Source organism: Vitreoscilla filiformis (assembly GCF_002222655.1).
GTDB lineage: Bacteria > Pseudomonadota > Gammaproteobacteria > Burkholderiales > Burkholderiaceae_C > Ideonella > Ideonella filiformis.
In genome coordinates this window covers 2,239,873-2,264,225 of sequence record NZ_CP022423.1, presented here as the reverse complement: position 1 = coordinate 2,264,225, position 24,353 = coordinate 2,239,873, and the positions used below count along the sequence as shown (strand labels likewise).

The following is a 24,353-nucleotide window of genomic DNA, read 5'->3' as shown; positions in this document are numbered from 1 at the left end:
CCGCACCGATCTCGACTATGCTCAATACTCGTGTGCACCAAAGCGAGGTGAGCATGGCGACCGATACCACACCGATTACCGAGCACGGCGTTGCCACCCTGCCAGATCAGGCATGGGAGCGTGCGCGCCGTCGCGCGGAGATCATCGGGCCGCTGGCACAGTCGGAGACGGTAGGGCATGAAGCGGCCGACGCGGCAGCCCAGGTACTGGGTCTGTCCCGGCGGCAGGTCTACATCCTGATCCGCCGTGCCCGGCAAGGCTCGGGGCTGGTCACTGACCTGGTTCTTGGGCAGTCGAGCGGCGGCAAAGGTAAGGGCCGCTTGCCGGAGCCGATCGAACGCATCATCCGCGACCTGCTGCAAAAGCGGTTTCTGACCAAACAGAAGCGCAGCCTGGCGGCGTTCCACCGCGAGGTCGCGCAGGCTTGCAAAGCGCAGAAGCTGCGGGTGCCGGCGCGCAACACTGTGGCGTTGCGGATCGCCGGCCTCGATCCGCGCAAAGTCACTCGCCGCCGGGAAGGCCAGGATGCGTCCCGAGACCTCCAAGGTGCCGGCGGCGTGCCTCCCGCCGTGACTGCGCCGCTTGAGCAGGTGCAGATCGACCACACGGTCATCGACCTGATCGTGGTGGACGAGCGCGACCGGCAACCGATCGGCCGTCCGTACCTCACCATCGCCATCGACGTGTTCACCCGCTGTGTGCTCGGCATGGTGGTCACGTTGGAAGCGCCGTCCGCCGTCTCGGTCGGCCTTTGCCTCGCGCATGTCGCCTGCGACAAGCGCCCTTGGCTGGAAGGGTTGGACGTGGAAATGGACTGGCCGATGAGCGGCAAGCCCATGTTGCTCTACCTGGACAACGCGGCCGAATTCAAGAGCGAGGCCCTGCGCCGGGGCTGCGAGCAGCATGGCATCCGGCTGGACTATCGTCCGCTCGGGCAGCCGCACTACGGTGGCATCGTGGAGCGGATCATCGGCACGGCGATGCAGATGATCCACGACGAACTGCCTGGAACGACCTTCTCCAATCCCGACCAACGCGGGGAGTACGACTCCGAGAAGATGGCCGCCCTGACACTGCGCGAGCTGGAGCGCTGGCTCGCACTGGCAGTCGGCACCTATCACGGCTCCGTGCACAACGGCCTGCTTCAGCCGCCGGCCGCGCGCTGGGCCGAGGCTGTGGCGCGCATCGGTGTGCCAGCAGTCGTTACCCGCGCCACGGCTTTCCTGGTCGATTTTCTGCCCATCCTCCGCCGCACGCTGACCCGCACCGGCTTTCGTCATCGACCACATCCACTACTACGCCGACGCGCTCAAACCTTGGATCGCACGGCGCGACCGCCAGCCCTCTTTCCTGATCCGGCGCGACCCGCGCGACATCAGCCGTATCTGGGTGCTGGAACCGGAGGGTCAGCACTAACCTTGGAAATCCCCTACCGTACCTTGTCGCACCCGGCTGTCACCCTCTGGGAGCAACGCCAAGCATTGGCGAAATTGCGGCAGCAAGGGCGCGAACAGGTGGATGAGTCGGTGCTGTTCCGCATGATCGGCCAGATGCGCGAGATCGTGACCACCGCGCAGAAGGCCACACGCAAGGCTCGGCGTGACGCGGATCGTCGGCAACACCTCAAAGCATCCGCTCGGCCGGACAAGCCCGTTCCGCCGGGAACGGACATTACCGACCCGCAGGCCGACAACCTGCCGCCGGCCAAACCGTTCGACCCAGATCGAGGAGTGGTAGCCGTGGACGAATATCCCATTATCGACCTGTCTCACCTGCTGCCGGCGGCGCAGGGTCTGGCCCGTCTGCCAGCGGACGAGCGCGTGCAGCGTATCCGCGCCGACCGCTGGATTGGCTACCCCCGCGCGGTCGAAGCGTTGAACAGGCTGGAAACGCTGTATGCGTGGCCGAACAAACAACGCATGCCCAACTTGCTGCTGGTTGGCCCGACCAACAACGGCAAGTCGATGATCATCGAAAAGTTCCGGCGCACGCATCCGGCCAGTTCTGACGCCGACCAGGAACACATCCCGGTGCTGGTCGTGCAGATGCCGTCCGAACCGTCGGTGATGCGCTTCTATGTCGCGCTGCTCGCCGCGATGGGTGCGCCACTGCGTCCGCGCCCACGGTTGCCGGAAATGGAGCAACTGGCGCTGGCACTGCTTCGCAAGGTCGGGGTGCGCATGCTGGTCATCGACGAGCTGCACAACGTCCTGGCCGGCAACAGCGTCAACCGTCGGGAATTTCTCAACCTGCTGCGTTTCCTCGGCAACGAGTTGCGCATCCCGCTGGTCGGGGTCGGCACGCGCGACGCCTACCTGGCGATCCGTTCGGATGACCAGTTGGAAAACCGCTTCGAGCCGATGATGCTGCCGGTGTGGGAGGACAACGACGATTGCTGTTCGCTGCTGGCCAGCTTCGCCGCCTCGCTCCCGCTGCGGCGATCCTCGCCGATTGCCACGGCGGACATGGCCCGTTACCTGCTCGCGCGCAGCGAGGGCACCATCGGCGAGCTGGCGCACCTGCTGATGGCGGCGGCCATTGCCGCCGTGGAGAGCGGCGAGGAAGCGATCAACCACCGCACGCTCAGCATGGCCGATTACACCGGCCCCAGCGAGCGGCGACGCCAGTTCGAGCGGGAATTGATGTGAAGCCGGCACCACGCTGGCCGCTGCATCCCGCCCCGAAAGAAGGCGAGGCGCTGTCCTCATGGCTCAACCGCGTGGCCCTTTGCTATCACATGGAGGTGCCCGACCTACTGGAGCACGATCTTGGTCACGGCCACGTCGATGACCTAGACACCGTGCCACCACTCTCGCTGCTGGCGATGCTTTCCCAACGGAGCGGCATCGAGCTGGACCGGCTGCGCAGTATGAGCTTCGCCGGCTGGGTGCCTTGGCTACTGGACAGCCTTGATGATCAGATTCCAGACGCATTGGAAACCTATGCGTTTCAGCTCTCGGTGCTGCTGCCAAGACTCCGCCGTAAGACGCGATCCATCACGAGCTGGCGTGCCTGGCTCCCCAGCCAGCCGATACACCGCGCCTGTCCGCTCTGCCTGAACGATCCGGAGAACCAAGCCGTACTGCTCGTGTGGAAGCTGCCCCTGATGCTGAGCTGCCCGCTGCATGGCTGCTGGCTGGAATCCTATTGGGGCGTGCCAGGGCGTTTTCTCGGCTGGGAGAATGCCGATGCCGCCCCACGCACCGCCAGCGACCCGATTGCGGCGATGGACCGGCGCACCTGGCAGGCGCTGACCATGGGGTATGTGGAGCTGCCGCGCCGGCGCATCCACGCCGGATTGTGGTTTCGGCTGCTACGCACGCTGCTCGATGAGCTGAACACCCCACTTTCCGCGTGTGGAACCTGCGCGGGGTATCTCCGCCAAGTCTGGGAAAGCTGCGGGCATCCGCTGCGTGCTGGGCAAAGTCTGTGGCGACCGTATGAAACCCTGAACCCGGCAGTACGATTGCAGATGCTGGAGGCGGCGGCAACGGCAATCAACTTGATTGAGGTGAGGGACATAAGCCCGCCAGGCGAGCAGGCAAAGCTATTCTGGTCCGAGCCCCAAACCGGGTTCACCAGCGGCCTACCGACGAAAGCGCCGAAGCCAGAACCCATCAATCACTGGCAGCGTGCAGTCCAGGCCATCGACGAGGCCATCATTGAAGCGCGGCACAACCCCGAGACGGCACGCTCGCTGTTCGCGTTGGCTTCCTATGGTCGGCGCGACCCGGCTTCCTTGGAACAGTTGCGCGCCACCTTCGCGGAGGAAGGCATCCCTCCGGAATTTCTGTCACATTATGAGCCTGATGAACCCTTTGCATGTCTTAGACAAAATTACGGGTTAAGTGACAAATTTTGACGGCCAGAGCTTTCTGGCTCACACTGTCACATAATCGAACGTATATGTGACAGGTGCAAAATGTTGATCGGCTATATGCGGGTATCGAAAGCGGACGGCTCTCAAGCGACCGACTTGCAGCGCGACGCGCTGATTGCTGCCGGCGTTGATCCGGACCATCTCTACGAGGATCAAGCATCCGGCAAACGCGAGGATCGCCCCGGTCTGGTAAGCTGCCTCAAGGCGCTACGGCCAGGCGACACGCTGGCCGTGTGGAAACTGGATCGCCTCGGGCGCGACCTGCGGCACCTCATCAACACCGTGCACGACCTGACCGGACGCGGCATCGGCCTCAAGGTGCTGACCGGGCATGGCGCGGCCATCGACACCACGACCGCCGCCGGCAAGCTGGTCTTTGGCATCTTCGCGGCATTGGCCGAGTTCGAGCGCGAGCTGATTGCCGAGCGCACCGTGGCGGGTTTGGCGTCGGCACGGGCACGCGGCCGCAAAGGCGGTCGGCCTTTCAAGATGACGGCGGCCAAGTTGCGCCTGGCAATGGCGGCGATGGGTCAGCCGGAAACCAAGGTTGGCGATTTGTGCCAAGAACTCGGAATTACTCGGCAGACCCTGTACCGGCATATTTCACCCACCGGTCAGTTGCGTTCTGACGGAACGAAGTTGCTCAGTAAGGCTTGACCTTCAATCCATCATAACCTCCACCCATCGCCTGAAATAGTGCGGCACTATCAGCAAGCCGTTGCGCCTGCGCTGCGACCAAGGCAATGCTACTTTGTTGAGCCTGCTGCCTTGCAATCAGCAATTGCGTGTAGCTGGCTGCGCCAAGCGCATACTGACGCCCAGTGGATTCAAGGGAAGACTGTGCAGTTGAGTCTGCAAGCGCGAGTGAACTCAATGCCTGTGCATCGTGCTCCAGTGCGCTCAATGTGTCCGCCACGTTGCGCAGAGCGTCGAGCACAACGCCCTGATAATTTGCCGCTGCGGCATCCAATGCTGCCAGCGATGCCCGTTTTTCTGCGGGTAGTCCCGGATTGAATAGTGGCTGGGTCAACTGCCCCAGCACACTCCAAACAGCAGAGTTGCTGCCAAAAAGAGCCCCGGTTGTGAGTGCTTGCGAGCCAAGGTTTGCACTGAGGTTGATTTGAGGATACAGCTTGGCGATCGCCACCCCATATTCGGCATTCGCCGCGTGGAGCAATGCTTCTGCCGCCTGAATATCAGGCCGTCTGCGCACCAGATCAGAAGGCATCACAAGAGGCAATTCGGTGGGCAGTTTGAACTCGGCCAAAGTGAAATCGGGCACCTTCGCGTCACCAGGGGCCTGGCCGGAAAGCGTGGCCAGAAGATGCTCACTTTGTTGCAGTTGCTTGAGCAAAAGGGGTAGTCCAGAACGAGTTTGTTCGGTCTGCGTTTGCTGTGCAAGCAGCTCGTCCGGTGCTGCTTGACCAAGACGCACCCGCTTGCGGGTGACATTGATCTGCTCGTCCTGTGCTTCGACCATCGCTTTGGTGGCCGCAAGCTGACCCGCGAGTTTTGCTCGGACAATGGCGGTGGTGGTGATATTTGCCGCAAGGGTCAGTTGCGCGCCCGCCAGTTCATGGCTCCGGTAGTCCACACGAGCGGCCAGCGCTTCCAACGCACGACGATTCCCTCCAGCCAAGTCGAGGCGGTAATGCACGCCAACGCTGGCGTTGTAAAGACTGAACTCACGTGCATCGCCGGCCAGTCCGAGACCGCTGGGGCTCATCCGTTGGCGTTGCGCACCGATATTCGCATCGACTTGGGGGTAGCGCGTTGATCCCGCTTGCGCAGCATGAAGCTCCTGCGCCTGCAGCAGCGTCGATTTTGCAGAGGCTAACGTTGGACTGTTTTGTAAAGCCAGTGCAATCAGTGCATCGAGTCTGGATGACCCCAGGCTGTGCCACCATTCCAAACTGACCTCCCGACCGACCCGGAGGGTTTGCACCTCCCCCAAAAGGATTGCGGCCGAGGCGGTTTGCGCTGGCATGGTGGCAACGGTGTAATTAGATGTAGTCGGCGCTTCGGGGCGTTTGAAGTCAGGCCCGACCGCACAACCAGCCAACAAACCAACAAGTGCGAGAGATGTCAGGGCTCTGGCCGGCCATTGACTGGGTTTCGTGCATTGGCCTGTGCAAGTCAGGTCATCGGTTTTCATAAAAATGCTCCATGAACGGCTTACGGAAGCTCTGATGACAACCGAGGCAGCTTTGTTGTACCTTCGAAAAAGCAGAGATAACGGCTAGACCATCACCACGCTTGGCTGCGTCGCCCATAGCAGTAGCAGATTCGTGCGTCTGCCCATCGTGGCTGCGAAACTTCCCAGCATCGGTTCCGAGCCAAGCAAGAATGCGCATTTTTTCCGCGACGGGAGGCTCTGCGTGGTTGGCAATCTTCGGAGCCAACTCGACAACCACCGCCCACTCTTCCTTGGAAATTGCGCCTGTAATGGCCTGCATGTCGCGGCCTAATTTGTCCATCACACCGCGTAGTGCCATCGGCTTTGCGGGTTTTTCCGTCTGCGCGCCGACAGGGGTGGCTGATATGGTCATCACCGTGAAAAGCACGGCGGAAATGACCAGGAACGGTTTTTTAGTGCTGTTCATGAGACCCCCTTCTTTTTTCAGCGACATCGATAACGAGTGGCGCAGTCATTCAAAACTGCGCCCTTCACCCGCTTCCTCGTGAGTGACGCCATCGCGGATATGGTAAATGCGCTTGAACGTCGGGATGATTTTTTCGTCGTGCGTGACGACGATGACGGCGGTTTCAAAACGCCGAGCCATGTCGTTGAGGATGCGGATGACAGACATCGCACGCACCGAATCCAGCGGTGCCGTTGGTTCATCAGCCAGGATCACTGGTGGTCGATTGACCAAGCCGCGAGCAATAGCCACGCGTTGCTGTTCTCCGCCTGAGAGTTGTGACGGCATGGCCTTGGCGCGGTGCTGCACATCCAGAGCGGTGAGCAGTTCGAGCGCGCGTTTTCGCGCATCGTCATTGCCGGCACCCGCGAGCATCGGCAAGAGCGCCACGTTATCGGTGACATCGAGAAACGGGATCAGGTACGGCGCTTGAAACACGAAACCGATCTTGTCGCGGCGCAAAGCCCGCAGGTCGCGCACTTTCCATTCATCGTCGAAAATCACCTCGTTTCCCAGCACCATGCGACCGGCGGTGGGGTCAATCACGGCTCCCAGGCACTTGAGCAACGTGCTCTTGCCGGAACCGGAAGGGCCGATCAGGCCAACCACCTCGCCCGGCGCAACCTGCATGTTCACGTTCTTCAAGGCGAGAACCGCAGTGTCTCTCTCTCCGTAACGCTTGCTCAAGCCTTCGATGTGAATGCCTTTTGCCGTCATGTTCAGCCTCCAATCGCTTCGGCCGGATCGACCTTCAGTGCCATACGGATGGCGACAACGCTGGCCAGCACACAAATAACCATCACCGCGAAGAAACCCAAGATTGAATCGATGGGCATCAGCAATACGTATTTGGGAAACAAGGGTGCAGCGAAGGTAGCCGTGATCTTGCCAACGACAAAACCGATGACCCCAAGTACCAACGCCTGCTGCAAGATCATTCCCGCAATGGTGCGGTTGCGTGTGCCGATGAGCTTGAGCACCGCGATTTCGCGAATTTTGTCCATGGTCAGGGTGTAGATGATGAATGCCACGATGGCGGCGCTGACCACAGCCAGAATCACCAGAAACATGGCGATTTGCTTGGCGGATGTGGCAATGAGTTTGCCTACCAAAATCTCTTCCATCTGTGCGCGGTCATAAACCGTGAGCCGCTTCCAGCGTCGTATCGGTTCGGCCACCTCCTGTGGAGAGTATTCGGGTTGGATACGAACCAGCACGGCATTCACCGAGTTGTTGCTGGTTTGTGAGGCAATCACAGCATCGAGCAGACCGGGCACGCCGGGGCGGTTGAAAACCGGATTGGCTTCGGTGCGGCGACGCTGCATCAGGATGGCATCGTTGTCTTTGAGGAATTGCGCTTCTTGCGCATCCTTGAGTGGGATAAACACCATCGGATCGCCACTGGAGGAAACCATGCGGCGGGTCAGGCCAACGACTGTGTAATGGTTGCGGCGAATCTTCACCTCATCGCCCAGCCGAAACCCTGTGGCGATGTCCGCTACCGCCTCATAGTGGCCACGCGTAATCTGGCGTCCCGCGACCAATTGAGGTGGCCAGCCTGATGTTCCCGGTTCGCCTGCCGCGATGCCCACGACCATGGCACGAACATCTTTTTCACCTCTTCCGACCTGCATGGTCAGGTAGGTCACATTGGCGGCCTCTGCCACGCCCGGCAGAGTGCGGATGCTGCGCCACAGGTCATCAGGGATGCTGGAAGACTCGGCATAAGGGCCCAGGGTGTCTTTCTGTACCACCCACAAGTTGGCACCACTGTTGTCCAGCAAACACCTTACCGTCATCGGACCATGCCGCGATACACACCCGCCATGGTCAGCGTGACGCCAATCAACAGGCCCAAGCCAATGCCCGTAAAGATGAATTTACCCCAGGCATGAAGGATGTCGCGTCCGGCCAGGCTGATCACGGTGAGACTCCTGGCAGACGATCGACGATGTTAATCCGACTCTTGGCGCTGAGTGTCTTTTCGCTGTAGAGCACGACCTGATCGCCAACGCTCAAGCCCTCAACTACCTGAACCAGGCCATCAAGACTGGAGCGGCCCAGCACGACCGGAGTGAAAGTCAAACCTCCTTCAACCAGCTTCCATACACCGCGTTTTCCATCGACTGTCCGAATTGCGGCATTGGAGATGGTCGGCGCGGCAGGCAATTCGCCCAGTTGCACAGTCACCTCCGCCAACTCACCCAATGGTGGAAGTGGTACTGGAGGCGCGTTGAAAACGATTTTTGCCAGGGTTTCCTCAGTCACTGCATCGGCGCGGAGGCTCGATGCGCAATACGTGTCCCGCCACAGCCTGAGATCGCCGTGATCTCAGAACAATCTTGGCTGGAAGCCCTGTAGCCAGTCCCTCGGCACTGATTTGATCAAAGCGTGTATCAACCCACAGGCTTGCGGTGTCAATTACTTCGATTACCGCTTGCCCCGCCACCACCGTGGTGCCAGGGTCTGCATCGCGTGCTGCGACCAGTCCGGCAACCGGTGCCACTAACCTCAAGTTTCCGCGTTGAGCGCGGAGCGCTTCCAACTCTGCGCGCAGACGCGCGATATCTTCTCGCGAGGCGACCAATGCCGCGCTCGCCACAGCCAGTTCTTGCCGTTTGGTGACTACCGTTTCTTCGCTGGTGCCACGCACCGATAAAAGCTGCTCATAGCGTGTGGCCTGTGTCTGCGCGAAAGTTTCTTTGGCAGCAGCCTGTCGAAGTGCAGCTTCGGAACTCTTGATTGCAGCCTGCTGAGCGCTGATGCGATCGTCCAGGTCCACCGCATCCATTTCACCGAGCACTTGCCCTGCTTTAACGGTATCGCCGACATGCACATCCAAGCGTTTGACGCGCCCGGCAACGGTGGGGCCGATTTTGTAAGTAAAGCGCGCTTGCACTGTCCCTATACCAGCTAATGCTGGGGCAACGGAGCGGGACTCTACCGTGCTGACAGTAGCTGCAACAGGAGCCAACGGCCCTGAACGCAAAGCAACATAGATGAAAAGCAGTAGAAGTGGAATGATGACGGCGACCAGGGCCAATGTGCGGCGTTGTAGACGTGGAAATTTCATGACGCACTCCCAATGCCACGACGATAGATTGCAAAAACACCAGAGGCATCGCGACGGATGCGAGCGGCGTCACCCGCGATGAGCGACTGCATCACCAAGCCCTGGATGGAGCCGATGAACGATACCGAGGCAGCCTCGATATCGAGGCTGGCATTAAGCTCGCCTATCGCCTTGCCCCTCTCCAGCAGATGGCGCAAGCGTTCTCCGTACCGCTGAATCAAGGTCTGAACCATCCTTTTAGGGAGTGTTTCTCCGGGCCGCTGCAACTCTCCGAAGAGCATCCGTGGCACGCCTGGATGCTCGGAAACGAAGTCGATATGAGCCATGAAGACCGCTTCCAGCGCGGCAAGAGGAGAAGTGATGTTCTGGGCCGCCTTGTCTACTCGGGAAAGAAGACGCTCAGCTACCCACGTCATCACTGCTTCGAGAATGGCATCCTTGGTGGGGAAATGCCGGAACAGCGCGCCTTGGGTCAGGCCCATGCGCTGCGCGATCGCCGTGGTGGTGATGTCGCTGGGATTCTGCTCAGCCGCCAGGTTGATCACCGCCTCTACGGTGGCCGCTCGCCGTTCATCAGCCGGAAGGTGCTTAGGGTGTTCGCTCATCGCCAATCCAAAAGAAAGTAATTTATTACTATCTTATCAGGTTGTGCGATGAGAGCAAGGCCCTATCTGACAGCACCCAATGAAATCAACGCCAAGCTCGATCCTGGCCGAGGTACTCGGCTTGGCCGGTGGAGACCCTACAGGCAGGCTTAGCTCGTACTGAATTTGGCCAGTTTTTTTCTTTCACCGGCATAGTGCAATCGGCTTCTGATGTTTGGTGCGGTCGTCTTCTGAAAATGACATCAGGTCTTTCCACCGTGGGCGGCGCGGCGTGGAGCCTGCTGGAATTTGCCCATGCCACCCGGACGGAGACGCGGGCGGCACGGGTCAAGCAGGTCACGTCCTATGCGTCCTTCGGGGAGTTTCTCAAGCGTTACCACGAGATTGAGGAAGTCACGGAGCGCTTTCTGGCCGACTACCGTACCAAGAAGTTTGACCCCGCTGAGATGCTGACCCGCTACAAAACCGGTTCGGCGATGTACACCGCCCCCGAGCTGAAGGACTTTCGTGCCATCCACCAGTTTTACGAAGAATTGGGCACGCTGATTCGCTTCGGGGCCATCGACTTCGAAACGGCCTTCCAGCTCATCACATTCCCCAGCGACTTTTTTGAGGAAACCCGGCCGCTGCACAACTTCCTGCGTGACAACTGGTTCGCCCTGCGCCCCGACCCGCAGCAACGCGCCCTGAGTGACTTTGGCGCCAACTTGACCGAACTCGGCAACAACTACGCCGCTCGGCGCCAGGGTTTGCCGGTGAGTTGGCAGAAGTAAACGCCCTTTGCACCGCTGCTGTTTTTTCAGTTTGAACGTCTGATATTCTGGACATCTGTGCCTTTTTTGCATGGAATATCAGACATCATGGGCCGATCATTTCAACGTCCCTTCCCTGCGGCTGAACGACAAATGGCTGCGCTTGGCCACCGGCTGCGCTTGGCCCGGCTTCGGCGAAAAATTTCTGCGATGCAAATGGCTGAACGCATGGCCATTTCTCGGGACACGCTGCACCGCCTAGAAAAAGGAGAACCCACCATCGCTTTGGGCACGTACCTGCGAGCACTGCGCGTGCTGGGCCTCGACCGTGATCTGGATTTGCTCGCTCAGGACGATGTGCTTGGCCGCAAGCTGCAAGACCTTGAGCTGGAGCCCTCGCTGCGTCACCCAACCGGGAGCCAGCATGGCGACGCGTAAAGTTTCTGCTCGCGAGTCGTTCCAAGTGCATTTGGACGCGGCTGAATTGAGCGTTCAAGCGCAAGTCGGAACCTTGTGGCGACATGGCACCCGCACTGATGTGCCTGCCGCTTTCGAATACACCCGTGCGTGGCTGAAAAGCCCCCACGCGTTCATGCTGGATCCACGCTTGGATTTGTACACGGGAGCCCAGCACCCAGCCGCCCCGAATTCGGCTTTCGGGGTCTTCATGGATTCAGCTCCCGACCGCTGGGGGCGTGTGCTGATGGAACGGCGCGAGGTGGCGACCGCCCGACGAGAAAATCGCCAACCTCGGCGTCTGCAAGACATCGATTTTCTGCTGGGTGTACACGACCAAACCCGCATGGGGGCGCTGCGTTTGCGTCTGGCAGATGACACCCCGTTCTTAGACAACAGCACCCTTGGCGTCCCGCCTGTCACCGATCTGGGGCAATTGGCTCATGCCAGTCGCCGCATCGAAGATGCGGGCGCCGAAAACCTGCCGGAGTACGAGCGCTGGCTGGCGATGCTCATCGCGCCGGGAACCTCACTCGGGGGAGCTCGCCCCAAAGCGAACTTCATCGCCATGGATGGCAGCTTGTGGATCGCCAAATTTCCTGCAAAAGAAGACCGTTACGACGTTGGCGCTTGGGAATGGGTGACCCGAAACTTGGCACAGCGCGCAGGGATTTGGGTCCCCCAAGCCCAGTGCCTTCAACTGACAGACCGGTACCTTACTTACTGCGCAGCACGTTTTGATCGAAGCGGCTTCAACAGGCGCATGTTCGCTTCTGCCATGACACAACTGGAGTTCACCGACGGCCAAGCCGGTGCCAGCTACCTCGATCTCGCAGAGTTCCTCTGCGACCACGGAGCTCAAGGGCACATCAAAACGGATCTGGAACAACTGTTTCGCCGGGTGTTATTCAACATCCGCATCGGCAATCGAGACGATCACTTGCGCAACCATGGGTTCATCCGTACGGCCACAGGATGGCGATTGGCTCCAGCCTACGACGTCAACCCTAATCCTTACAAGGACGCCCACGCACTCACGTTGGATGGCGTCAGTCAAGAACCCGACGCCGCGATGGCCTTGGCTCAGGCGGATTTGTACCAGTTGAGCACCAATCAGGCCAAAGCAATTCTGGCGGAAGTGGATTCTTCGGTGAAGGAGTGGCGCCAGGAAGCGGCACGATCGGGCCTTGGTGGCATAGAAATCAGCATGATGCAACGTGTCATCGCAGGATGAAATCGCGGTTCTCATGCTGCATGCTCAGCGTTTCCTAGGGCGATCCCGGAAAGCAAAAACCCCTTGCAAGATCACCTGCAAGGGGTTTGGAATTTGGTAGGCGCGATTGGATTCGAACCAACGACCCCCACCATGTCAAGGTGGTGCTCTAACCAACTGAGCTACGCGCCTGTCGTTTGCTGAAGCTCTTATTATGGCGAGGTACAAAGCTCAGCGCAAGTTGTTTGTTGAATTTTTTAGTCAACAATTACAAGCGGCGACGGAACACGCGCCGGTCAGCTTCGGAGGCAGCGGGCGCGAAGGCCCAGCCTTCGGCGTCGAAGCTGTCCAGCCCGTCGGGATGGTCGATGCGGTGGGTGATGAGGTGGCGGGCCATCAAGCCTCGGGCACGCTTGGCGTGAAAGCTGATCACCTTCCACTGGCCGGACTTCCAATCCTCAAACACACACTCCACCACCCGCGCACGCAACACCTTGCGTTTGACGGCCTTGAAATACTCCTGTGACGCCAAGTTCACCACCACAGGCGCCGCATCGCCCGCTTGCTGGTCGTTGATGAACTGCGCTGGCCGCTCGCCCCAGTAGCCATACAGATCTTTGGCCTGCGGCGTGGCCAAGCGCGTGCCCATCTCCAGCCGATAGGGTTGCAGGCGATCCAACGGACGCAACACGCCATACAGCCCGGACAGGATCAGCACATGCTGCTGCGCCCACGTCAGTTGCTCAACCGACAGGCTGGCCGCCTCCAGCCCTTCATACACATCGCCATTGAAGGCGAAAACCGCCGGGCGGCTGTTGTCATCGGTGAATTCGGGGCGCCACAGTTGATAGCGCGCCACGTTGAGCTGGGCCAGCGGGTCGGAAAGCGACATCAGCGCCGCCAACTGCGCCGGGGTGTGGCCACGCAACACCTCCACCAGCGCCGCCGACTGCGGCACGAACGATGGCAAGGTGGCCAACGCCAGCACTTCGGGCGCGATGGCGCTTTCGTAGTCCAGAGACTTGGCAGGAGAGAGCAGACAAAGCATGGTAAAACCGAGGCGGTTCAGTGCAAATCGGGATCGGTGGCGTTTTGGGCTTGCGCGGCGCCCAAGGCAGCGCGCCACGTCCGCTGTGGGATGTGGCTGCGCAACCGGAACAACGCGCTGTTGAGCAATGCGCCGTTGATTTCGTGGCCAGCATCTTGAACGATGTCGATGGTGGCATCGCCGCCCAATGCGGCCAGGCGTTCAATGGCCGCACGGGCATGCTGCACCGGGATGGTGGCGTCCGCGCTGCCGTGGAACAGGTGGAAGGTGGTGAGCTGCGGAGCCGTGTCGGGCAGCTTGGCGTAGCGCCCCGCGAAAGCCAGCACGCGCCCTGCCGCGCCGTCATGTTCATGCACCAGCGCCATGCTGAGGATGGCGCCTTGCGAAAAGCCCACCAGCGCGGTGGCTTGCGGATCGATGCCGAAATGCTGTTGCGCTTCGGTGAGCCACGCCAGCAGGCGCGGCAGCACAGCCGCAACGCGGGCCGGGCGGTTGTCCTCGGTCACCTCTTTCAGCGAAAACCATTGGCGGGCTTGGCCGGAAGGGTCGTAGTCAAAGGCATCAAAACCATCGGGCGCGAGGATGGCCGCTTGCGGGAATTGTGCTTGCAGCCACTGCGCCAACGGCGCCATATTGGCCGCGCTGCTGCCCACGCCGTGCAGCAGCACGAACAGTTGGGCTGGCGCGCCCTGGGCGGGCAACCATTGCAGGACGTGGGGAGAAGCGTCAAGGGAGGAGGTGTTCATGCGCCAGATTGTCCCGCCAAGCTGCGCCGCAGGCCGCTGGCACGGCGGGTGGGCCGCTCCATCGCCTGTTCCAGCGTGCCGGCGCGGGCACTCACCAAGGTGAAGAAGCGCTTGGCCCGCGTGATGCCGGTGTAAACCAGCTCACGCCCCAGCACCGCCCCACCCTGCTCGGGCAACACCAGCACGGTGTGCTCAAACTCGGAGCCCTGGCTTTTGTGAACCGTCATGGCAAACGCGGTTTCAACATGTGCCAACCGGCTCACCCCCACCGAGCGCAGATGCTCGCCTTCCAAGAACCACACGCGCAAGGCCGAGGTTTCGCCCGCAGGCACGCAGGCTGGCAGGGCGATGCCAATGTCCCCATTGCTGACGCCCAAGGCCGGGTCGTTACGCGTCACCATCACGGGCCGGCCGGCGTACCACTCGCCACGCGGCGACAGCGCCCCGGTGCGCTCCAGCGCCTGCGCCACCGCCCGGTTCAATCCGCCCACGCCCCATTCCCCTTCGCGCACGGCGCACAGCAGGCGGAAGCCCTCAAACGCCCCCAACACCCGTTTGACCCACACAGCATGGTGAGCTTGGCGCTCGGCTTCGCTGGCGCTGGACGGCAACGGCTGGAAGTCAGCCAACGCGTCCAGGTAAGGGCGATATCCCCCCGGAGCGCCTGGCCGACCGTGTACCGCCAGATCGCACACCCGCGCAGCGGGCACGCCTTCCCACGCGGTCAACACCTGATCTTCACGCGCTCGGAGCACCTGGCGGGCGCGATCCGCATCACCCACGTTGACGGCCTGCGCCAGTTGCCCAATCGGGCCGCTGAAACGGCGGCTGGTGCGCAACATCACCGTCTGCTGTGCCAAGGCGGGCGCCAAGTCACCGGGGGCCAGCATGTCGTCGGGCAGGCGGAGGCCGGCAGCGTCCTCGGCATAGCGGGCGGTGTCGGTGCTGTAACGACCGGCATCGGCATCGCGGCACAGATCGCCCAGCACGGCGCCCGCTTCCACCGAAGCCAGTTGATCCTTGTCGCCCAGCAACACCAGCCGCGCCGTGGGCGGCAGCGCCTCCAGCAGCGCCGACATCATCTCCAAGTGAATCATCGACGCTTCATCGACGATCAACACATCCAGCTCCAGCGGCTGGCGGGCGTTGTGGGTGAAGCGGCGCGTGTCCGGGCGGGCGCCCAGCAGCGCGTGCAGGGTGCGCGCCGCGCCGATGCGTTGAATCAAAGGCGCCAGGGCCAGCGTGTCCCCGAGCTGGTTTTGCAGCGCTTGCAACGCGGTGTCGATGGACTGTTTGAGCCGGGCGGCGGCCTTGCCGGTGGGCGCAGCCAGCGCGACGCGCAACCCGGCCCGCGCCGCTTCCGGCGTGGTGGCCAGCAGCAAAGCCAGCAAGCGGGCAGCGGTGTAGGTTTTACCCGTGCCCGGCCCCCCCGTGATGACCGACAACCGCCCGCGCAGCGCCACCGCGCAGGCGAGTTTTTGCCAATCCGGCCCCGGCAGGGCGTCGGGGAACAAGCGGTCGAGCCAATGGCGCACCCCGGCGCGGTCGGGTTCGGTGATCGCTGCGCAGCGTTGGCTCACCGCCCGCGCCACCGACTGCTCGTGCAGCCAATAACGGCGCAAGTACAGCCAAGCCGATGCGCCCTCCTCCACCAACACCAACGGCTGGCCGGTGTCGGGCTGGAGTCCGTGGCGCACACAGGGGCTGCGGCGCAGCGCCTCACACCACGCCGGCAGGGTGGCGGGCAGTTGCGGCCACACTTCGGCGAGCGCTTCGGCAGCGGCGGTGGGGCCGTTCAGCACCTCGTTGGGCACGGTGGGCAGGGGCGACAGCGGCAAGCAGGTGTGCCCGTGCCCCTCCATGCGCGACAGCAACGCCGCCGACACCCACAGCACCGGCGAAGCCTCCGGGTCTAACTCGGCCAGGAAACCGGCCAGCGCCGCATCCAAGCGCCGCAGCCAACCGGCTTCGGCCCACAGGCGCAAGCGCGCCAGCCATTCGGCAGCAGTCATCGGGACAGAAACGGCGGGGCTCATGCAGTGGCCTCCTGGGTCAACAAGGCGTCCAGCGCTTCCAGCAAGGCCAGATCGGGAGGAACGAGATGCTGCCCTTGCACTGGGCCGTCCAAGCCGCGCAAGAACAGGTAAATCGCCCCGCCGAGTTGGCTGGCGGGGTCGTAGACATCGCCCAGGCGCTGGCGCAGCAGGCGGTGCAATGCCAGCAGGTAGAGGGCGGCTTGCACGTCGTAACGGTGCAGGGCCATGGCTTCGGTCAGGGCGGCGGCGGTGTAGGACGAACCCTCGGGGCCGAGTTGGTTGCTCTTGTAGTCCAGTACCCAATAACGGCCATCGTGTTCAAACACCAAATCGGCGAAACCCATCACCAGGCCGTGCAGCTCACGCGCCACCAGGGTGGGACGGGGCGCCTCCGGGGCGAGATCGCGCAGCAGGTGGCGCCGGCACAGGGCATCGACCGTCGCGGCAGGCAGTTGCGCCGCTGGCAGCCAGAACTCCATTTCGGGCAGAAGGCGGTGCAAGTGCGGCAGGGGCACGCCCGGCCCGGTCAGGGGTTGGTGCATCCAGGCACTCAGCCAGGCGATGACATCATCGGCTTGGGCGCCTCGCCCGGCGCGTTCGCAGCGACGGCGCAGGCGCTCGGCCAAGCTGGAATCGTCGGCCAAAGCGAAGGCTTCGTGGGCCAGCCATTCGAGTTGCTCATGCAGGAAATTACCGGCGAGGGGGCCGCGCTCGAAGCGGTGCCACCTCACCCCTGGCCCCTCTCCTGAAGGAGAGGGGAACTCGGCAGCCGGGGGTTCGTCGTCGGCGGGACGGGGGGCGTGGATGACGGTGTGCGTCGAGGTCATGGCACGCACCAGGGAGGAAAAGCTGGCGATGCCCCAGGTGCGGTCGAATTGGCCGTTGTACGTCTGCGCGGTGGTGAGGTTGGCAGCTTGTTCGCGGCGGGTCAGAGGCACCAGCGGGGGGCGCTCTTCGGGGGCGGGTTGCAGGGCGATGTCGGGGCAACCTTGGGCCAATCGGGCCAGCATCTGGGCGAGGGTGTCGGCGTCGGTGGCGTCGGGGTGGGTCAGCAGGTGGCCGGCGGCGCTGCGGTGGGTTTGGCACTCTTTGCTGTTGCCCACGGTCAGGGCCGCGAAGCCCAACCACAGGGCATGGCGGGCACGGGTCAGGGCGACGTACAACAGGCGCACGTCTTCGCGCAAGCGTTCGGCATCGGCGCGGGCGATGAGTTCATCGTCGATGTCCAAGCGCAATTGACGTTGGCCGTGTTCGTCCAGCCAAGCAAACGCCGTGGTGTGGCCCTTGGCCTCCGGGCGAAAGCTCACCGCAAACGGCAAGCACACCACCGGATATTCCAAGCCCTTACTTTTGTGAATGGTGACGACCTTGACCAAGTCGGCATCACTTTCCAGGCGCACCACCTGCTCGTCACCGCTGACTTGGCCGGCGGCGGCGGCTTCACATTGCTCGGTTAACCAGCGGATCAACGCTTGTTCGCCGTCCAACTCGCGGCTGGCGCTTTGCAACAGCTCGGCCAAATGCAAGAAATTGGTGAGGCGCCGCTCGCCGCCCGGATCGGCTTGCGGATCGAGCCAACGCGCCGGCAAATCGTAGCGGTGTAGCACCTGACGCAGCAGCGTCAGCACGCCTTGGCGTTGCCAGACGCCGTGCAGCTCGCGCAGTTTTTCGGCCTCTTTGTCGAAAGCCTCATCGTCGGCGGCGAGTTGAGCCAACTGCGCCAAATTCAGCCCCAGCGTGCGCGTGGCCAGGGCAGCGCGCACCAAACGGCTGTCCAACGGCTGGGCGACGGCCCGCAACAGGTGCAGCAGATCGCCCGCTTCATCGCTGTTGAACACCGATTCCCGATCCGACAGGTACACCGACGCCACACGCCGCCGTTCTAACGCCTTTTTGATGGCCCGAGCCTCGCGGCCCGTGCGCACCAACACGGCAATGTCGGCCGGGCGTAAACGGCACCAGGTGCTGGGATCACCGGGCACAGCAAACCCGGTGCGCGCTTCGTTCAGCCAGGTGACGATTTGCGCCGCGCACAGTTCGGCCAAATGGCGCAGATGGGTTTCGGCGGGGGCGAGCTGGAGGGCATGCACCAGCGTCAACGCCGGTTGCTCCGCCCCGGCGTGCAAAAACTGCTCGGCGCGGCCCTGGGTTGCCACTGTCACAAAGGGCAGCGGGTTGTCGATCACGCCATCGTCATCCACAGCGCGATAACCAAATGCGCCGGCACCGGGGCGCTGCTCGGCCTGGGCAAAGCAGTGGTTGATGGCCTGCACCACGGCTTGCGTCGAGCGGTAATTGGTGTCCAGAACGTAATGGCGCCCCGCAGTGGCACGGCGCGCCGCCAAATAGCTGGCGATGTCCGCGCCCCGGAAGCGGTAGATGGATTGCTTCGGGTCGCCGATGAGCAGCAGCGCGGTGGGCGTGGCGCCCTGCCCGTCCAGCTCGGCGACGCGGTACAAGCGGTCGAAAATGCGGTATTGCAGCGCCGATGTGTCCTGAAACTCGTCGATCAGCGCCACCGGGGTTTGGGTGAGGATGCGTTGGCGCAGACGCTCGCCGCTCTCGCTTTGCAGGGCGGTATCTAGGCGCACCAGCAGATCGGCAAAACCGAAGTGGCCGCTCTGGCGCTTGAGTTCCTCCAAGCGTTGGGCGATGTGTTGCGCCGCATGCAGGCGCAGCGCCGGGGCCAGCGACGGCAAACTCGCCAAATCCGCCGCCAGGGTGACGAACGCGGCGCAGGCTTCGGGCAAAGCCGGCTGGACGCCCTTGCCTTTCCACGCTTCGGCGATGCCTTCGGGGCGGATGCGGTGCCAGGCCGCATCGGAGAGCGCGAGGGTCTCGGCGTCGGGATCTTGCGCCCAGTCGATGACGGTTTGCATCCACTTGCGCACGTTGGCTGCCGACAGCTTGCGCCGATCCCATGGGCACACCTTGGGTTCGGTTTGAAACACCACCCAATCGCGCAGGCCTTCGGCCCGCTCGGCCCAACCGGCTTTCAACTCGGTCAGACGCTGTTGGCGTTGCGTTTGGCACTCACCCAAACAGGCCCCCAGGGAAACCGGGATGATGTTTCTTTTTTCAGTTTGGTGGGGATCGAGCAATCCTAAAATATTGCGTATATCCGACAACAACGCCTCGACGTTGGCCCACACACCCAGCACCGGCCCGAGCTGGGCGGCGGTCAGCGGGTAGCACTGTTGGCGCCAGTAATCCTGCACGGCTTGGGTGAGGAGGTGCTGCTCATCGGGCAACAGTTCTTCGTCGAACAGGTTCCCACTGTCGAAGGCGTGTTCGCGCAGCATGCGTTGGCACCAGGCGTCGATGGTGTGGATCGCTGCGTCGTCCATGCCTTCAGCGGCCAGGGCGAGGCGGTGCGCCGCTTGGCTGCGTGCCGATCCGGGTGGATACGCGGCGAACAGCTCGGCCAGCACAAGGTCTTCTTTCGGCGACGGCGCATCGTCGGCGCGAAAGGCCTGCGCCGCTTTCAACAAACGGTCGCGGATGCGGTCAGACAGCTCCCGCGTGGCGGCGCGGGTGAAAGTCATCACCAAAATCTGATCGGGGCGCAGCGGGCCACCGGGGAACGCGACGCCGTCCGGGCCGTGGCCCAGCACCAAGCGCAGGTAAAGCGCGGCAATCGTCCACGTTTTGCCGGTGCCGGCGCTGGCTTCGATCAAACGCGCCCCGTGCAGCGGAAAACTCAGCGGGCGCAGCGGAATCAAGTCGGGGGCGTTCATGCGTCGGTTCCGGAGGTGAGGTCGGCAGCGGGGCTGGGGTGGGCTTCGGCGCTCACCCCCTCTTCAACCCACTGGCGCAGGGGTTCGTAAAGCCAGGTGGCCCAATCGGCGAAGCGCAGAGGGTGGCCGTGTTCATCGTCGGCAGAGGCGTTCAGCAGGTGTTCGAAATCGGGGAACAGGCGGGCCAAGCACGCATCCTGCTGCACCTCGCCGGCCTGGGCAAAACCGCCTTCGTAGGCGCTGCGAGCGTCCATGAACGCCGGTTCCAGCTCGTGCGGCAGCACGTCGCCCTCCAGTTGGGCGGACAGCGTCGCCGCTCGCTCCAACCACGCCAACGCCGTGCGCCGCGCCACGGGCAGCGGGGCTTGTTGGCCGCAGCGCCAGGCCGTCAGCAGGCGTTTCAGGGTGGCGGCGGCCTCGTCTGGCGGAGGTGAAGTGGCGGTGAGCGTGGCATCGCGCCCCACCAAGATCAGTTGCAGCGGTTGGCCGCAGGCTGCCGCCACCAGTGCCAGCAACCACGCCTCCAACAGCGCGTCTTTGCGCGGCACCAGGCCGTTTCGGTTGGACTTGCCGCACAGCCGGCTGGCGCTCAACAGCATCACCACGGGCACGGAGTGGTCAGCCGATCGGTGCAGGCCGGTGAGCCAATCTTGCAAGCGCACATCGCCGGATTCGAAAGCCAGCGGGCGGTGCGGCAGCGCTTCGGCGTGCGCCGCTTGAACGCCCAGCCACACGTCGAGCACCGTGGACAGCGTTTCCGCCAACTCTTGACGCGCCAGCTCGCCCAATCCACCCAGGGGCAGGCGCCCGGCGCGGCGGGTGCGGGTCAGCAGCGCGTCCACCACACGCGGCAGGGCGTCGGGTACGGCTTTGAGGGGGCTGGTTTGCAGTTGAGATTGCGCTTCGTCCAGCAGCTCTTGCATCAAGCTGTGGGCTTCCAAACCGGCGAGGCTGAAGGCTTCCTCGTCTTGAACTTCGCTGTCGGTGCTGTCAAACCAGACGCTGAGGCGCTCGCGGAAAAAAGCGCGCACGGGCTGGCGCACAAACGCGGCCAACCGACGCAGCGACAACGGCGCTGCTGGGTCGGGGGTGAAGGGGGGAAGCCCCCTCTCCCCAACCCCTCCCCCGCCAGGGGGGAGGGGCTTTGCTGGCATGTCTCCCTCTCCCCTCGTGGGAGAGGGCTGGGGAGAGGGGGCTCCCGCTTGATGCGCCAACCGCCACTCACTCGCATAGGTAAACAGCGTCTGCCCCGCCTCGAAATAACGCCGGCTGAACGGTTGCAACGGGTGCTCGGTGGTGCGGTCTTTCACGGCGGCATCGCCCCAACCGGCGCACAAGTAATCCCGCAACTGCGACACCAACACCGAGGGCGGCTGCTCGCTGTTGTCTCGCGGGTTGCGGGCGGCCCAGCTCACATACAGCACGCGCCGGGCGGAGAGCAGCGCTTCCAGCATCAACTGGCGGTCATCGTCGCGGCGGGAGCGGTCGCCGGGGCGGGCGTGGCCGGGCAGGCCCATCAGGTCAAAATCGATGCGCGGGGCGCGGCGCGGGTAATCGCCCTCGTTCATGCCCAGCAGGCACACCACGTCGAACGGAATGGCACGCATCGGCATCAGCGTGCAGAAGGTGACGCCACCGGCACGGAAACGCCGATTCAGCGTCGGTTCGTTCAGCGATTCGAGCCACGCCTCACGCGCCACAGCCAGCGGCACGGTGCTCTCGAAGCCGGCTTGTTCGCAAGCGTTCAGCCAAGCCGACAGGGCTTCGTCCAACGCGGCCAGGGTGGCGCGGTCGCTGTCGTCGGTGGCGGTGAAGAAGTCCAGCAGCAGGGCGCGGGCGCGTTCGGCCCAGGCGCTGGGCGTGGCCGGTTCGCGCAGCAGCGCCCACCAGTGCGCCAGGCGCTCCAGCAGCAGCGCGAGCGAGCCCGCCAGCTCGGCCTCCAGCCCACCGACTTCGGCGTGCGGTTCGATCTCGGCAAACGCCGGCCCAGCACCGCTGGCGTAACCCAGCAACATACGACGCAGCGCCCAGAGGGCGCTGTTGGCGTCGCCGCAAGCGTCCAGCTTGAGCAGGCCGCGCTGTTGCACGTCCACCCCCCAGCGCAGCCCCGCGCCGGCCATCCAGTGCGTGAGCTGCGGCAGGGCTTCAGGCTTCAGGCCAAAGCGCCGCGCCAGCGCGGGCACGTCCAGCAAGTCACACAGCTCGCTGAAGGTGCAGCGCTGTTGCGGCAAGCGCAGCAGCCACTCCAGCGCGGCCATGAGCGGGCTGGTGTCGCGGGCGCTCAAGTCGGCGATGTCGAACGGAATGTGGCGCGGATCGTGCTTCGGGTATTGGCCGAACACGGCGCGGATGGCAGGCTCAAACGCGGCGATGTCTGGCACCATCACCACGATGTCACGCGGGGCCAGCGGCGGGTGCTGGCCGCTGGCGTCGGCGGGCGGGTCGGCGAGCAGGCGCAACAGTTGGTCGTGCAGCACTTCCAGCTCGCGCATGGCGCTGTGGGCTTGGTGGAACACCACCGAGCGGTCGTCATCGCGCAGCGCCTGGCCGCTGTCACCGCCCTGCCCCGCTTCGCGGGCCGCTTGGGCGTGCTCGGGCAGCGGTACCAAGTCGCGGATGCGCGCTTGCACCTGGGCCAGCAAGTGGGCGCTGGGTTGATCCTGCTCGTCGTCGAACAGATCCACACGCGCCAGCTCGCGGCCCAAACCGTGCTGGCTGTGCAGGCGCTCGGTGTCGTCGAAGGCGTCCAGTTGGCGGATGAAATCGCGGCTCTGTCGGCCCCAGGACGCCAGCAGCGGGTGCGCGTGGGCGTGCATTTCTTCCAGCGAGACGGCGGCCAGATCGCGCCCCGCCCGCAAAGGCTGGCGACGGCGTTGCTGGCGCAGCAGTTCGCGGCCATCGATGATGTCCGCCCAATGGAAGCGGCAGGGGTTGGGCAAGGCCAGCAGCACTTGGGAACGTGTGGCCAGGGCGGCGAGCAGCTCCAGCAAGGCCAGCGGTAAGTGGGTCATGCCAAACAGCACCACGCGCCGGGGCAGCGGGGCGGCGGTCTCGCTCTCGCTGCGCAGCGTGGCCACCACGCGGGCGTGCAGTTCGGGGCGCAGGGCGGCGCGTTCGCGTTCGCTCAAGCCGTGATCGCCGTTGAGCAGCTCGCGCCACAGGGCGGGTTGCCAGCGCTGATCGTCGGGCACGTCGGGGGCGGTGCCGTCGGCACGGGGCAGCACATCGCGGCCTTCGGCCCAGGCTTGCAGCCAATCGGCGCGGTAAATCTGATATTGGTCGAACAAATCGGCCAGGCGGCGGGCCAGTTGCAGCGGGCGCTCGGGCTCCTCACCTTCTTGCAGAAAACCGGCCACGGGGGCGAAGGCCGGTTCGTGCAGCAAGCCGGGCAGGCGCTGCATCAAGCGCCAGGTCAGGGGCGTTTTGTCGAACGGTGAATGGGTGGGCACTTGGCGCCGGCCCAGCGTCTGGCGATACAGCCGCCACTGGAAGCGCCCCGGCAGCTCGACCCGCGTGGCGGCGCACACACCGGCTTGCTGGGCGAAGGCCATCTTGAACCACTCGGCCATGCCGTTGCTCTGCACCAGCACCACGTCTTCTTCCAGCGGCGCCAGCGGGTGGCGGTGCAGCCACTCGACGAGGACTTGGGCGAGGTGTTCGGCGCGGTTGCCGTGGAGGACGAGGAGGCCGGGAGGGGGAGAGGTCATGGTGATGGGTCGGTGAACCGGCTGGGCAATGGGGCGCACTTTGTCACAGTCCGGGCGAATATGGCCTCTTGCAAGCTTGCAGTCTGTCACTGACTGGGTGGAGGCGTGGCAGGCTGTGCGCAACACACCAAAGGGGGGCCATGGGCGAAGTCAAACGAACCGGTTATCTGGCGGCCTATGACGTGAGCGACACCTCTCGGCGCCAGCGCATTTGGCAGCGCGTGCAGGCGTATGCGGCGGAGTTGGGTCAGCGCTCGGCCCATGTGATCTGGCTGACACCAGCGGAGCGGCGGGCGCTGCTGGCGGTGGTGGTTGAGTTGCTGGACGGTGACGAAGATCAGTTTTTGTTGCTGCGGCTGGACGCGCACAGCACGCCACTGTTGCGTGGCCGGGCGGTGGGTGCGGCCCACGATGTGCCGTCGGTGTATCGATTTGATTAAAAACGCGGGAGGTTTGAG

At 63.5% G+C, this 24,353-nt stretch carries 20 protein-coding genes and 1 tRNA gene; 7 read left to right on the top strand and 14 right to left on the bottom strand.

The annotated features are described in order from the left end of the window. Positions 1-53 precede the first annotated feature (53 nt). From VITFI_RS19010 to VITFI_RS10730, 3 genes are read left to right on the top strand one after another with little or no spacing between them, the layout of a single operon-like run. The gene (locus VITFI_RS19010; protein WP_456300719.1) at positions 54-2,648 is read left to right on the top strand and encodes a TniB family NTP-binding protein; all 2,595 of its coding nucleotides are present in this window, start codon (positions 54-56) and stop codon (positions 2,646-2,648) included. Beyond that, complete coding sequence (locus tag VITFI_RS10735) at positions 2,645-3,862, top strand: TniQ family protein (RefSeq protein ID WP_089416609.1); 1,218 nt, start codon at positions 2,645-2,647, stop codon at positions 3,860-3,862. Before VITFI_RS19010 ends, VITFI_RS10735 begins: the two co-directional genes overlap by 4 nt. A gap of 60 nt (positions 3,863-3,922) precedes the next feature. After that, entirely contained in the window at positions 3,923-4,537 is a 615-nt protein-coding gene (locus VITFI_RS10730; protein ID WP_089416610.1) for a recombinase family protein, read from the top strand. Here the strand turns inward: VITFI_RS10730 and VITFI_RS10725 are convergent. The 8 genes from VITFI_RS10725 to VITFI_RS10700 form a co-directional block, all read right to left on the bottom strand. Then, positions 4,524-6,035, bottom strand: a complete 1,512-nt coding sequence (locus VITFI_RS10725; protein ID WP_089416611.1) for an efflux transporter outer membrane subunit — start codon at positions 6,033-6,035, stop codon at positions 4,524-4,526. The two genes, VITFI_RS10730 and VITFI_RS10725, sit on opposite strands and share 14 nt — an antisense overlap. Continuing rightward, positions 6,022-6,483, bottom strand: a complete 462-nt coding sequence (locus tag VITFI_RS10720) for a cytochrome c (protein WP_198301379.1) — start codon at positions 6,481-6,483, stop codon at positions 6,022-6,024. Before VITFI_RS10720 ends, VITFI_RS10725 begins: the two co-directional genes overlap by 14 nt. A gap of 45 nt (positions 6,484-6,528) precedes the next feature. Continuing rightward, the gene (locus VITFI_RS10715; protein WP_089416612.1) at positions 6,529-7,239 is read right to left on the bottom strand and encodes an ABC transporter ATP-binding protein; all 711 of its coding nucleotides are present in this window, start codon (positions 7,237-7,239) and stop codon (positions 6,529-6,531) included. A gap of 2 nt (positions 7,240-7,241) precedes the next feature. Further along, complete coding sequence (locus VITFI_RS10710; protein ID WP_232476583.1) at positions 7,242-8,306, bottom strand: ABC transporter permease; 1,065 nt, start codon at positions 8,304-8,306, stop codon at positions 7,242-7,244. 11 nt (positions 8,307-8,317) lie between these two features. After that, on the bottom strand, positions 8,318-8,446 hold the full coding sequence (locus VITFI_RS19005; RefSeq protein ID WP_269768716.1) for a hypothetical protein: 129 nt from the start codon (positions 8,444-8,446) through the stop codon (positions 8,318-8,320). Beyond that, positions 8,443-8,712 (bottom strand): efflux RND transporter periplasmic adaptor subunit, encoded by a 270-nt coding sequence (locus tag VITFI_RS18450; RefSeq protein WP_232476581.1) that lies wholly within the window; start codon positions 8,710-8,712, stop codon positions 8,443-8,445. Before VITFI_RS18450 ends, VITFI_RS19005 begins: the two co-directional genes overlap by 4 nt. Before the next feature lie 70 nt (positions 8,713-8,782). Beyond that, positions 8,783-9,595, bottom strand: a complete 813-nt coding sequence (locus tag VITFI_RS10705; protein WP_232476580.1) for an efflux RND transporter periplasmic adaptor subunit — start codon at positions 9,593-9,595, stop codon at positions 8,783-8,785. Beyond that, entirely contained in the window at positions 9,592-10,200 is a 609-nt protein-coding gene (locus VITFI_RS10700) for a TetR/AcrR family transcriptional regulator (protein WP_089416614.1), read from the bottom strand. The genes VITFI_RS10705 and VITFI_RS10700 overlap by 4 nt, the downstream gene beginning before the upstream one ends. 236 nt (positions 10,201-10,436) lie before the next feature. Between VITFI_RS10700 and VITFI_RS10695 the strand changes: the two genes are divergently transcribed. The 3 genes from VITFI_RS10695 to VITFI_RS10685 all read left to right on the top strand — a co-directional run bounded on the left by VITFI_RS10695 (position 10,437) and on the right by VITFI_RS10685 (position 12,642). Then, positions 10,437-10,973: a hypothetical protein gene (locus tag VITFI_RS10695; RefSeq protein WP_157725651.1), complete on the top strand. Its 537-nt coding sequence runs from the start codon at positions 10,437-10,439 to the stop codon at positions 10,971-10,973. Between the two features lie 87 nt (positions 10,974-11,060). Next, on the top strand, positions 11,061-11,390 hold the full coding sequence (locus VITFI_RS10690) for a helix-turn-helix domain-containing protein (RefSeq protein ID WP_089416949.1): 330 nt from the start codon (positions 11,061-11,063) through the stop codon (positions 11,388-11,390). 229 nt (positions 11,391-11,619) lie between these two features. Next, a complete protein-coding gene (locus VITFI_RS10685; protein ID WP_232476578.1) occupies positions 11,620-12,642 on the top strand; it encodes a type II toxin-antitoxin system HipA family toxin in 1,023 nt (340 codons plus the stop codon). 94 nt (positions 12,643-12,736) lie between these two features. Here the strand turns inward: VITFI_RS10685 and VITFI_RS10680 are convergent. The 6 genes from VITFI_RS10680 to recC all read right to left on the bottom strand — a co-directional run bounded on the left by VITFI_RS10680 (position 12,737) and on the right by recC (position 23,895). Next, a tRNA-Val gene (locus tag VITFI_RS10680) sits at positions 12,737-12,813 on the bottom strand. A gap of 76 nt (positions 12,814-12,889) precedes the next feature. Then, positions 12,890-13,669, bottom strand: a complete 780-nt coding sequence (gene yaaA / locus VITFI_RS10675) for a peroxide stress protein YaaA (protein ID WP_089416947.1) — start codon at positions 13,667-13,669, stop codon at positions 12,890-12,892. A 17-nt stretch (positions 13,670-13,686) separates the two neighbouring features. Next, positions 13,687-14,415, bottom strand: a complete 729-nt coding sequence (ypfH, locus tag VITFI_RS10670; RefSeq protein WP_089416946.1) for an esterase — start codon at positions 14,413-14,415, stop codon at positions 13,687-13,689. Next, positions 14,412-16,451: an exodeoxyribonuclease V subunit alpha gene (recD, locus tag VITFI_RS10665; protein ID WP_089416945.1), complete on the bottom strand. Its 2,040-nt coding sequence runs from the start codon at positions 16,449-16,451 to the stop codon at positions 14,412-14,414. The genes ypfH and recD overlap by 4 nt, the downstream gene beginning before the upstream one ends. After that, on the bottom strand, positions 16,448-20,188 hold the full coding sequence (gene recB, locus VITFI_RS10660) for an exodeoxyribonuclease V subunit beta (RefSeq protein ID WP_089416944.1): 3,741 nt from the start codon (positions 20,186-20,188) through the stop codon (positions 16,448-16,450). The genes recD and recB overlap by 4 nt, the downstream gene beginning before the upstream one ends. Continuing rightward, the gene (recC, locus tag VITFI_RS10655) at positions 20,185-23,895 is read right to left on the bottom strand and encodes an exodeoxyribonuclease V subunit gamma (RefSeq protein ID WP_089418106.1); all 3,711 of its coding nucleotides are present in this window, start codon (positions 23,893-23,895) and stop codon (positions 20,185-20,187) included. The genes recB and recC overlap by 4 nt, the downstream gene beginning before the upstream one ends. Positions 23,896-24,035: 140 nt before the next feature. Here recC and VITFI_RS10650 point away from each other — a divergent pair, with 140 nt between their 5' ends. Next, positions 24,036-24,335, top strand: coding sequence for a CRISPR-associated endonuclease Cas2 (locus VITFI_RS10650; RefSeq protein WP_089416943.1), 300 nt, complete (start codon positions 24,036-24,038; stop codon positions 24,333-24,335). The last annotated feature ends 18 nt before the right edge of the window (positions 24,336-24,353 follow it).

Excerpts from the sequence above, each read along its gene's own strand:
- VITFI_RS10690 (WP_089416949.1), top strand. The coding sequence starts at position 11,061 with ATGGGCCGATCATTTCAACGTCCCTTCCCTGCGGCTGAACGACAAATG.
- VITFI_RS19010 (WP_456300719.1), top strand. The coding sequence starts at position 54 with ATGGCGACCGATACCACACCGATTACCGAGCACGGCGTTGCCACCCTG.
- yaaA (WP_089416947.1), bottom strand. The coding sequence starts at position 13,669 with ATGCTTTGTCTGCTCTCTCCTGCCAAGTCTCTGGACTACGAAAGCGCC.
- VITFI_RS10730 (WP_089416610.1), top strand. The coding sequence starts at position 3,923 with ATGTTGATCGGCTATATGCGGGTATCGAAAGCGGACGGCTCTCAAGCG.
- VITFI_RS10685 (WP_232476578.1), top strand. The coding sequence starts at position 11,620 with ATGGATTCAGCTCCCGACCGCTGGGGGCGTGTGCTGATGGAACGGCGC.
- VITFI_RS10715 (WP_089416612.1), bottom strand. The coding sequence starts at position 7,239 with ATGACGGCAAAAGGCATTCACATCGAAGGCTTGAGCAAGCGTTACGGA.
- VITFI_RS10720 (WP_198301379.1), bottom strand. The coding sequence starts at position 6,483 with ATGAACAGCACTAAAAAACCGTTCCTGGTCATTTCCGCCGTGCTTTTC.
- recC (WP_089418106.1), bottom strand. The coding sequence starts at position 23,895 with ATGACCTCTCCCCCTCCCGGCCTCCTCGTCCTCCACGGCAACCGCGCC.
- recD (WP_089416945.1), bottom strand. The coding sequence starts at position 16,451 with ATGAGCCCCGCCGTTTCTGTCCCGATGACTGCTGCCGAATGGCTGGCG.
- VITFI_RS10725 (WP_089416611.1), bottom strand. The coding sequence starts at position 6,035 with ATGAAAACCGATGACCTGACTTGCACAGGCCAATGCACGAAACCCAGT.
- VITFI_RS10695 (WP_157725651.1), top strand. The coding sequence starts at position 10,437 with ATGACATCAGGTCTTTCCACCGTGGGCGGCGCGGCGTGGAGCCTGCTG.
- VITFI_RS10700 (WP_089416614.1), bottom strand. The coding sequence starts at position 10,200 with ATGAGCGAACACCCTAAGCACCTTCCGGCTGATGAACGGCGAGCGGCC.
- recB (WP_089416944.1), bottom strand. The coding sequence starts at position 20,188 with ATGAACGCCCCCGACTTGATTCCGCTGCGCCCGCTGAGTTTTCCGCTG.
- VITFI_RS10705 (WP_232476580.1), bottom strand. The coding sequence starts at position 9,595 with ATGAAATTTCCACGTCTACAACGCCGCACATTGGCCCTGGTCGCCGTC.
- ypfH (WP_089416946.1), bottom strand. The coding sequence starts at position 14,415 with ATGAACACCTCCTCCCTTGACGCTTCTCCCCACGTCCTGCAATGGTTG.
- VITFI_RS10650 (WP_089416943.1), top strand. The coding sequence starts at position 24,036 with ATGGGCGAAGTCAAACGAACCGGTTATCTGGCGGCCTATGACGTGAGC.